This is a genomic window from Mesorhizobium sp. M2A.F.Ca.ET.067.02.1.1, from assembly GCF_004023285.1.
Lineage (GTDB): Bacteria > Pseudomonadota > Alphaproteobacteria > Rhizobiales > Rhizobiaceae > Mesorhizobium.
This window is the reverse complement of the sequence record NZ_RZSB01000167.1, coordinates 1-9,410: the sequence shown is the minus strand read 5'-3', so window position 1 is coordinate 9,410 and position 9,410 is coordinate 1. Positions and strand designations below refer to the sequence as shown.

Annotated in this window: 9 protein-coding genes; 5 read left to right on the top strand and 4 right to left on the bottom strand. The window is 63.9% G+C overall.

Going from position 1 to position 9,410, the window contains the following annotated elements; genetic code table 11:
* On the top strand, positions 1–1,334 hold a 1,334-nt coding region (locus tag EOA28_RS14150; protein ID WP_148670716.1), incomplete at its 5' end, for a molybdopterin cofactor-binding domain-containing protein.
* Between the two features lie 239 nt (positions 1,335–1,573).
* On the opposite strand, the gene EOA28_RS14145 is transcribed toward EOA28_RS14150, so the two are convergent.
* The 3 genes from EOA28_RS14145 to EOA28_RS14135 form a co-directional block, all read right to left on the bottom strand.
* A complete protein-coding gene (locus EOA28_RS14145) occupies positions 1,574–2,197 on the bottom strand; it encodes an NAD(P)H-dependent oxidoreductase (RefSeq protein ID WP_127250847.1) in 624 nt (207 codons plus the stop codon).
* A gap of 645 nt (positions 2,198–2,842) precedes the next feature.
* Positions 2,843–3,322: a MaoC family dehydratase gene (locus EOA28_RS14140; RefSeq protein WP_127250848.1), complete on the bottom strand. Its 480-nt coding sequence runs from the start codon at positions 3,320–3,322 to the stop codon at positions 2,843–2,845.
* Complete coding sequence (locus EOA28_RS14135; protein ID WP_128314974.1) at positions 3,319–4,335, bottom strand: aldo/keto reductase; 1,017 nt, start codon at positions 4,333–4,335, stop codon at positions 3,319–3,321. The genes EOA28_RS14140 and EOA28_RS14135 overlap by 4 nt, the downstream gene beginning before the upstream one ends.
* Before the next feature lie 159 nt (positions 4,336–4,494).
* Between EOA28_RS14135 and EOA28_RS14130 the strand changes: the two genes are divergently transcribed.
* Genes EOA28_RS14130 through EOA28_RS14115 form a run of 4 tightly spaced genes read left to right on the top strand, consistent with a single transcriptional unit; the run spans position 4,495 to position 8,464 of the window.
* Positions 4,495–5,640 carry an acyl-CoA dehydrogenase family protein gene (locus EOA28_RS14130; protein ID WP_127250850.1) on the top strand — a complete coding sequence of 382 codons (1,146 nt, stop codon included), beginning with the start codon at positions 4,495–4,497 and terminating at the stop codon, positions 5,638–5,640.
* Positions 5,637–6,419, top strand: a complete 783-nt coding sequence (locus EOA28_RS14125) for a 3-ketoacyl-ACP reductase (RefSeq protein WP_127250851.1) — start codon at positions 5,637–5,639, stop codon at positions 6,417–6,419. Before EOA28_RS14130 ends, EOA28_RS14125 begins: the two co-directional genes overlap by 4 nt.
* A 27-nt stretch (positions 6,420–6,446) precedes the next feature.
* Positions 6,447–7,595 carry a dihydrodipicolinate synthase family protein gene (locus EOA28_RS14120; protein WP_126079148.1) on the top strand — a complete coding sequence of 383 codons (1,149 nt, stop codon included), beginning with the start codon at positions 6,447–6,449 and terminating at the stop codon, positions 7,593–7,595.
* Between the two features lie 8 nt (positions 7,596–7,603).
* Entirely contained in the window at positions 7,604–8,464 is an 861-nt protein-coding gene (locus EOA28_RS14115) for a sugar phosphate isomerase/epimerase family protein (protein ID WP_127250852.1), read from the top strand.
* A 124-nt stretch (positions 8,465–8,588) separates the two neighbouring features.
* Here EOA28_RS14115 and EOA28_RS14110 read toward each other — a convergent pair whose 3' ends face one another.
* On the bottom strand, positions 8,589–9,359 hold the full coding sequence (locus EOA28_RS14110; RefSeq protein ID WP_127250853.1) for an enoyl-CoA hydratase/isomerase family protein: 771 nt from the start codon (positions 9,357–9,359) through the stop codon (positions 8,589–8,591).
* Between the last annotated feature and the right edge of the window lie 51 nt (positions 9,360–9,410).

Genomic DNA, 9,410 nt, shown 5'->3' with positions numbered 1-9,410 from the left:
CCTATGTCGTCGGCGGCACGTCGGCCACCGGCCGCATGTACGGCTACGGCTCGGTGCTGACCCATGTCTCGCTGGTGCAGGCGGACCGCAACACGCCGGGCTACATGCGCTCACCGCCTGAGACGCCTTATGTTTACGCGCTTGAAAACGCTATGGACGAGATGGCAGTGGCGCTTGGCATGGATCCGGTCCAATTCCGTCGGATCAATGAACCGAAGGCGGAGCCGATTGGCAAGAAGCCGTTCTCCAGCCGTTCGCTGATCCAGTGCTACGACCAGGCTGCGGAGGCCTTCGGCTGGGCCAAGCGCGATCCGAAGGTCGGCGCGATGCGCGACGGGGACTGGCTGGTCGGCATGGGTTGCGCAACGGCGATTTACCCCACTGCCGTCGCGCCATGCGCGGCGCGCGTGCGCCTGACGGTCGACGGCGATGTGCGGCTGCAATGCGGTTCGCACGAGATCGGCACAGGCGTTCGCACGGTGGCCGGCCAGATGGCGTCGGAGCGTCTCGGCGTGAGCATCGATAGGATCAGCGTCGAAATGGGCGACAGCAGCCTGCCTCCGGCTCCGGTCTCGGGCGGGTCGATCTCCACGGCAAGTGTTTGCTCGGCGGTGCTCATGGCCTGCGACGCTATCCGCACCAAGCTCTACGCCGCAGCGACCGCGGAAGGCGGTCCGCTGGCCAGCTCCCATAATGAGAAATTCGAGCTTGCCGACGGCAAGATCGTGGCGAAGAGCGGCGCCTCGGCCAAGGTCGGGGATGTCCTGAAAGCCATGCAGGTCGGCGCGATCGAGGAATATGCCGAGTTCGCCCCCAAGGGCGCGACGCCGGAGGCGCTGAAGAAGCTCTATGCCGGAAAGCCGGAGTTCCATGGCGGCGAGCAGGACGAGGATTCGGTGAAATACGCCTTCGGCGCCGAGTTCGTCGAAGTCCGCATCAACCGCTATACCAGGGAAGTCCGCGTGCCGCGCATCGTCGACGCCTTTGCCGCCGGCCGCATCATGAACACCCGCACGGCGCGCAGCCAGTTGATGGGCGGCATGATCTGGGGCATCGGTCAGGCGTTGCATGAGGCGACCGAGGTCGACAGGCGCTACGCGCGCTATGTGAATCGCGACCTGCAAGACTACCTTGTGCCCGTCAATGCCGACATCAAGGACCTGCAGGTGATCCTGGTGCCGGAGGTCGACCATGCGGTCAATCCCGCCGGCGTGAAAGGCCTCGGCGAGCTCGGCAATGTCGGCACGGCCGCTGCCGTCGCCAGCGCGGTCTATCACGCCACCGGCAAGCGTATCCGCGACCTGCCGATCAGGATCGAGCAACTGCTCGTCTAACAGTCCTGCTACTCCTTCGGACGGGCAAGGCGCTCAGCCGTGCGTCCAGCTCCCGAAGATGATCCTCGGCACGCGGACTTGGTCGGCATTAGCGCCTGGAGAGGCAACATAGGCGACGCCCCCGGCAGTTGGCGCTATAGGCGTTGTCCCGCACCTTCGGTCCAAGCGCCATTCTTCCTTTGCCGGTGCGGGCATCGGCGGAAATGCCGATGTCCTGGCCGGGCGATAAGAGTACGATGTCACTCGCCGGCAGGCACGCCGGCATAGTTTTTGGTCTTGAAGAGCCCGGCCAGATGAGCGGCATTGGAAGCCGCCATCTTGATCATGCTGACGACTTTCTCCGGTGTCCCGGGAAGATCGACGAAGTTGACGTCGCCCATCGCTTCTCCAACCCAGTAAACGCCGCCATTGGCGGGAACGGTGAAGCCGACATCGTTGAGCGCCTGATAGCACTCGGCATGGCAGTGATGGGCGCCATCCTCATTGCCGACGATCGCCACCAACGCGACCTTGCCTGCCGCCGGCATGCGTCCGCTGTCGTCGGTCTCGGACAGGAATGCGTCCATCCGCTCCATCACGCGCTTGGCAACGGACGACGGCTGCCCCATCCAGATTGGCAGGCCAAGGATGAAGATGTCGGCGGCCAGGATCTTTTCCCGCAGCTTCGGCCAGTCGTCGGCTTCGCCCAGGTCGGAGAGCACGCCGGGCTTGATATTGTGGGCGAGCGCACGTGCCGTTTCGCATCCGACGTCATGTGCCGCCAAAGCGTTGGTCAACTCGGCAAGCATTCGATCGGTCGAGGACTCGTCATCGTCCCGAGGAATCTTGAGTGTGCAATTCAAGGCAAAAGCGGTGAGCGGCATCGAATGTTCCCGGCTGAATATGATGACCAACGCGAAGGGCAGCCACTGGTTGCCTCTTTCTGCGCAACAGCCAGCCGGAAAGAGTCAGGTGTTTTCATTGGCAAGGTGGGCGTGGCCAGAATGCCGTCGCGACCTCACGCGCCTCAAGCGCCAGTTCGGTTCCGGCTAACGGAGCCGAATGTTGCGGTTAGGCTGTTGAAGATAGTAACGAAAGAACATCGCATTGAAAAACAAAGGTTTAGGTGCAGATACGCACAACCTTAAGTCGCTGGTGCCAGAGGCGGAATCTAAGTGAAAAAAATCCTCGTTTGCTTTCAGATGCGTAGGGAAGGTCAGCCGCAGTTGCTACCAACAGAAATGGATAGGTTCGGTTCCCCAATAGAACCTGTGCGTCCCTTGCCACTGTATCTCGGATGGCGCGGTGATCGAGCCTCAGGGTTCGCTACGCGGAGGCAGCGTATCGGAGATTGAAACCGTCATCATCTTGGGACTGGCGGAGTGAGCATCTTCAATCTTAGGCGATATTCGAAAGTCATGCGCAAGGAATGTCAGCCTTGCGCCTCATCTCAGGCGTAGAGTCAAGCTCCGTCGTTGCCTGAAAACAGATCGCGTGCTTTGCCTCTATGGAGGCAGGAGCGAATTCTCTCAAGCCATGTCACGTCGATAAATCATCAACTCGTTCTCGCCTTCCTGTACGGTCCGTCCCCACTGATTGCAAACGACGAACCGCAGACGAACAATCGCGCGGGCCGGATTGCGAGTGGCCCGCTTTTCCGCGACCGTCACCTCGGCTTTGATGATGTCGCCGGCGAGCACCGGGGCTGAAAACCTCCAGCTCCAGCCGAGCGAGGCCACGGCTCGGAACCGGGCGACGGCATTGTTCTTCAGACCATCGACAAGGGACAGCACAAGCAGACCATGCGCTACACGCGCCGGGAAGCCGTGCCGATGTGCCGCCTCGTCGCTCATATGGATTTCGAACCGGTCACCGGTCATTTCCGCGAACGCTTCTATGATGGCCGCGGTCACTTCTGTGGAAGGCGTTTCGAAATGGTCGCCGATCTCCACGCCCTCGTAGCTCAACCCGAGGCCTGTGAGCGGTTTCCCTCGGACGTCGACACTCATGCCGGCACCGGCGCGTCTTCCCGCAACAGCCCGTTCTTCTTCAGGTCTTGCCAGAACTCGCCGGGGATCGGGTAACTGAACCAGGCAAGGTTCTGCTCGAGTTGCTGGACGGTGCGAGTGCCGGCGCAGAAGGACGGGATGGCCGGATGCGCCACCACGAACTGCAAGGCGGCGGCCGGCAGCGGCACGCCATGCGCGCGGCAGACCTCCTCGATCTTCGCCACTTTCTCCATGACGGGCTTTGGCGCCGGTGAATAATTGTACTTGGCGCCGGGAACGGCGCCCGTGGCCAGGATGCCGGAATTGAAGCCCCCGCCGACCAGCACCGCCGCGCCGCGCTCGACGCAAAGCGGCAGGAACTCGTCGAGGGCTTCCTGTTCGAGCAGCGTATAGCGGCCCGCCAGCAGGAAGCAGTCGAAGTCGCGCTGCTTCAGCGCCTCGTGGCAAACCTGCCATTCGTTGACCCCAACGCCGATCGCCTTCACGACGCCTTCGGAGCGCAGTTTCTCCAATGCCCGCCAGCAGCCATTCATCGCCTGCCGGAAAACTTCCGGCTGCTCGTCGCCACGGGTGAACCGATCGATGTCATGGATGAACAGCATGTCGATGTGTTCAAGCGCCAGGCGCTGCAGCGAATCCTCGAACGACCGCATTGTGCCGTCGTAGGAGTAATCGAAATTCATGGTGTTCGGCGCGGCGTTTGACCACGGCGCGAAGTCGATCTCGGAGCGCTTCGCGGGCTTCAGCACCCGGCCCACCTTGCTGGCGAGGACGAACTCGTGGCGCTTCTTCCAGCGCAGCGAATGCCCGGCCCGCAGTTCCGAGAGGCCGTGGCCGTACATCGGCGCCGTGTCGTAGAAGCGTATGCCCGCGTCCCATGCGGTCTGAATCATGGCATCCGCAGTCTGCTCGTCTATGGGATGAAGGAAATTGCCGATGGGAGCGGTTCCGAACGCGAAGGCCGTGACGTTGAGGCCGGACCGGCCGAATACGCGCTTGTCAGATGGATTCATGATATCCTCCATTAGTAACCATCTGGTTATTTCTAGTTAAGTTCGACCGAAGCCGCAAGCACTTGTAACGGCAACGCATGGCGATGCGAAGTCCGCCGCTTGACGCCGCCGACGATTCCAGCGTAGGAGTAACTAGATAGTTACATAGGGAGGTCGGCCGTGCCGCTGAGCGAAACGCAGCAGCAGGTGCGCGAGATGGCGCGCCAGTTTGCCGAGGATGTCATTCGTCCAGTTGCCGAGGCGCTTGATCGGGATGAGCGCTTTCCTGGCGAGATATATGAGCAGATGGGCGAGCTCGGTCTCTTCGGTATCGGCGTTCCGGAGGCCATGGGCGGTCCCGGCTTCGACACGCTTACCTATGCGCTGGTGATGGAAGAGCTGTCGCGCGGCTATGCGTCCGTCGCCGATCAATGCGGCCTCGTCGAGCTGATCAGCACCTTGCTTGTCCAGCATGGCAGCGAGGCGCAGCGGCAGCAGTGGCTGGGTCCGGCCATGCGCGCCGAGAAGAAGGCTGCCTACTGCATCACCGAGCCTGAAGCCGGGACCGATGTTTCCGGGATACGCACCACCGCGACGCGCGACGGGGACGGATGGCGGCTGAACGGCGGCAAGATCTGGATCCACAACGCGCCGGTCGCCGACGTCGGTTTCGTGCTGGCGCGCACCGACAAGGATGCGGGCCATCGCGGCATGTCGATCTTCATCGTCGACCTGCACGCCAAGGGAATAGAGCGCGGTCCGAAGGAACATAAGATGGGTCAGCGGGCCAGCCAGGTCGGCGCGCTCAATTTCAACGATGTCGTCCTGGGTCCCGAAGCGCTGCTGGGCGAAGAAGGTCGCGGTTTCCACATGATGATGAGCGTGCTGGACAAGGGGCGTGTCGGCATCGCCTCGCTGGCCGTCGGCATAGCGCAGGCCGGGCTCGAGGCAGCGGTCGACTATGCCCAGCAGCGGCGTCAGTTCGGCAAGCCGATTGCCGATTTCCAGGGCGTGCAGTGGCTGCTTGCCGACATGGCGAAGGACATCGAGGCGGCCCGTCTGCTCGTGCGCAGCGCCGCCGAGAAGATCGATGCGGGGGAGAATGCAACCAAGGCCTGCTCGATCGCAAAATGTTTCGCGGGAGACATAGCCGTGGCGCGCACCGCCGATGCCGTGCAGGTCTTCGGCGGCTCCGGCTACATACGCGGCTTCGAGGTCGAGCGCCTCTATCGGGATGCCAAGATCACCCAGATCTATGAAGGCACCAACCAGATCCAGCGCATGATCATCGCCCGCGAGCTCCTCAAGCATGGAGCCCGGGCGTGAGTGCCGGATCGCGTCATGCAGCCTTCGTCACGGGATCGAGCCGCGGCATCGGGCTTGCGACGGCATTGGAGCTCGCCCGGCGCGGATTCGGCGTGGCGCTCAACGGTCCGTCCGATGACGAGGAATTGAAAGCCGCCGAAGCCGCCGTCGCTGCGCTCGGCCGCCCGGTCGCGCGTGTCGCGGGCGACGTTGCCGATCTCGGCGGCCACGAAAGCATGCTCGAAGCCGCCGAGGCCGCCATCGGTCCCCTGTCGACGCTGATCAACAATGCCGGCGTGTCGGTCATTTCTCGCGGCGACCCGCTCGACGTGACGGAGGAGAGCTACGACCGCTGCCAGGCAATCAACACCAAGGCGCAGTTCTTCCTGTCGCAGCGTTGGGCCAGGCGGCTGCTTGCCCGCGAGCGCGATGACGGCCGCTTCTACAGCCTGATCAACGTCTCTTCCTCCAATGCCACGGCGGTGGCGGAGCCGCGCGCCGAATATTGCGTGTCCAAGGCCGGGTCCGCGATGGTCAGCCAGGTCTTCGCCGTCCGCCTTGGTCGCGAGAACATCGCTGTCTTCGACATCAGGCCTGGCCTGATCGAAACGGCCATGACCAAGGCGGTCAGCGAGACTTATCAGCGCCGCATCGACGAGGAGGGGCTGACATTGATCCGCCGCCTCGGCAAGCCGGAAGATGTCGGTCGCGTCATGGCGACGCTCGCCACGGGCGAGCTGCCCTATACGACCGGCCATGTCATTGCCGTCGACGCGGGCATGCTGGTGCCGCGGTTCTGACTGCGGCGTATCGTCAGGGAGAACGCCATGATCATCCAACTGCCGGATAACACGGGCAGACTTTCCGACTACCGGCTTCAAGGCAAGACGATTCCGGCCGCGCGATTGCCCTCTGATGCGCCACGTACCGTGCTGTCGGCGGCCCATGTTGTGGCGGATCCTTTCAGCTTCAACGATCCCGGCGGTCCCGCCGCCATCGACTGGAAGGCCACGATGGCATTCAGGTGCCATCTTCACGGCCTCGGCCTCGGCATCGCCGAGGCGATGGACACCGCGCAGCGTGGCATGGGCCTCGATTGGCCTTCGGCCTTGGAGCTGATCCGCAGGACCAGGAGCGAGCTGCCCGACGCGCTCGTCTTCAACGGCGCCGGCACCGATCAGCTCGGACCGGCCGATGCACGCACGCTCGACGATGTTCGCCGAGCCTATTTCGAGCAGCTCGAGGCCATCCAGAAGGTCGGCGGCAGATTGATCGTCATGGCCAGCCGGGCATTGGCGGCCGTGGCGCGTTCGCCCGAGGATTATGTTTCGATCTATGGCGATGTGCTCGCGCGCTGCGACAGGCCGGTGATCCTGCACTGGCTGGGAGAGATGTTCGATCCGGCCCTCAAGGGTTATTGGGGAGCCGCCCGCTTCGAGGACGCGCTCGAGACGGTCTTGGCGATCATCGGAAACAACACCGCTAGGGTCGACGGCATCAAGATTTCCCTCCTCGACAAGGAGAAGGAGATCGCGATGCGCCGCCGTCTGCCCGCCGGCGTGAAGATGTATACCGGCGACGACTTCAATTATCCGGAGCTGATCGCGGGTGACGAACAGGGGTTCTCGCACGCTCTGCTTGGTATCTTCGATCCCTTGGCGCCGGCCGCCGCCTACGCCATCGATCGGCTCGGCCGGGGCGATAGCCAGGGGTTCCACGCCGCGCTGGATCCTACCGTGCCGCTCGCGCGCCTGATCTTTCGAGCGCCCACCCAATACTACAAGACGGGGGTCGTGTTCCTCGCCTGGCTGAACGGGTTCCAGGATCATTTCGTCATGCTCGGGGGCGCCCAGTCGATGCGGCCGCTGCCCTATTTCGTGGAAGTGTTCAAGCTGGCCGACGGCTGCGGCCTCCTGGCGGATCCCGAGCTGGCGGCCGCACGCATGCGCAAGCTGCTTGCCCTTTATGGGCTCTGACCGGAAACATGCGCGACTTCACGGCGAACCATTCCGCGCTGGCGCTCAATACGGCGACGCTCGGCCATAATCTGGACGGGCACGGCGCGGGCTGGCCTATCGAGCGTGTGCTTGATGCCTGCGCTGAGCGCGGCATACCCGGCATTGTCTTCTGGCGTCGCGAAATCGGCGACCGCGCCGTCGAGATCGGCGAGCGGGTTCGCGCGGCCGGCCTGAGTGTCGTCGGACTGTGCCGCGCGCCTTACCTCACCGGCCCGCTTGCGCTGCCCGGCCGCGCGGCGATCATGGACGATTTCCGCGCCGCGATCGACATGGCCGCCGGTCTCGGCGCGCCTGTTCTGACCATCGTTTGCGGTGGGGTCGAGCCGGGAACGAAAGGCATCGGCGAAAGCCTCAAGCTGGTCGCTGACCGTGTCGCCGAAGCTGCAGCCTACGCGGCGGCCAGCAACGTTCGCCTGGCTCTGGAGCCGCTGCATCCGGTTTATGGTGGCGACCGCTCCTGCCTGGTGACGATGCGCGACGCGGTCGATCTTTGCCTTGCCATTGATGCGCCCAACGTTGGCGTCGCGGTCGACGTCTACCACGTCTGGTGGGATCGCGCGCTCGCCGGCGAATTGCTGCGGGCCGGGCCGAAACGCATTTTTGGCTATCACCTGTGCGATTGGCTGGCTCAGACACGCGACGTGCTGCTCGACCGCGGCATGATGGGAGAGGGCGTGGCCGACCTGAAGGCGATCCGCGCGGCGGTGGAAGCGGCCGGCTACGACGGGCCGTGCGAGGTGGAGGTGTTCTCGGCGCAGAACTGGTGGAAGCGTGAACCCGGGGACGTGCTGGACACTTGCGTGGAGCGTTTCCGATCCGTTTGTTGAAGACAGAAGCTGGACAGCGGGGCATCGCTCGCAACCGTACGGATATGCCACGTTCGAGGGCTGTTGAGTGGTCAACCGCCGCCCTGCGAAACAGATTTCTACTGCGTTCAGATCGGGCTCGAGATCAATCTCTCGACCGGAGGCCCTTTTCCCGGAAGGCAGCCAGGCCCGCCCGTAGGTCGTCGCTGCCGGCGGCGATACGTCCGGCAAACGCATCCAGGACACGCTCCCGTTCCTCGCCTTCGGCAGCGTTGATTAGCATCTTGGCGAGCTCCGTGGCGGTAGCGGACCGGCCTGCGACGATAGCGGCAAGTTGTTCGGCCGCCGCGAGGCCGTCACCCTTGCCGACGACCTTGTCGACAAGCGACAATCTCAAGGCCTCGTCGGCGGAATAGACCTCGCCGAAGAGCGACATGCGGCGGATCAACTGGGTGCCGAAACGGCGAGCCGTGCGCTGGGTGCCCGACCAGCCCGGTGTGATCCCAAGGCCGGTTTCAGGCAGACCGATGCGGGCGTGGGCCTCGGCGATCCGATAGTCGGCGCAGGCCGCAAGCTCCAGGCCTCCGCCAAGGCAATGGCCGTTGAGGACGGCAATGACCGGTTGCGAAAGCCTGGCGAGAGCGTCGAAGCCGGCATGGCCGTCGCGGATCCAATGGCGCGCGAACTCCGCCGGATCGAGCGCGCTCCAGGCGGCGACGTCGCCGCCCGCGCAGAACGACTTCTCGCCCTCGCCGGTCAGGATCAGCACCTTCGCCGCGGAACGCTCCACCGCCCTGCACAACGGCACGAGCGCATCGACCATCGCGGCATCGAGGGCGTTGAGCTTCTCAGGCCGGCGGATGGTCACTCGCGCGACCGCTCCGTCGAAGCTGAGGTCGAGGCGGGGATCGCTCACAGCCGCAACCCGATCGGCTGGTCGAGGAACAGCGCCGCCTCCATCAGCTTC

Coding starts and splice junctions, on each gene's coding strand:
- EOA28_RS14135 (WP_128314974.1), bottom strand. CDS start 4,335: ATGAATCCATCTGACAAGCGCGTATTCGGCCGGTCCGGCCTCAACGTC.
- EOA28_RS14115 (WP_127250852.1), top strand. CDS start 7,604: ATGCGCGACTTCACGGCGAACCATTCCGCGCTGGCGCTCAATACGGCG.
- EOA28_RS14145 (WP_127250847.1), bottom strand. CDS start 2,197: ATGCCGCTCACCGCTTTTGCCTTGAATTGCACACTCAAGATTCCTCGG.
- EOA28_RS14120 (WP_126079148.1), top strand. CDS start 6,447: ATGATCATCCAACTGCCGGATAACACGGGCAGACTTTCCGACTACCGG.
- EOA28_RS14140 (WP_127250848.1), bottom strand. CDS start 3,322: ATGAGTGTCGACGTCCGAGGGAAACCGCTCACAGGCCTCGGGTTGAGC.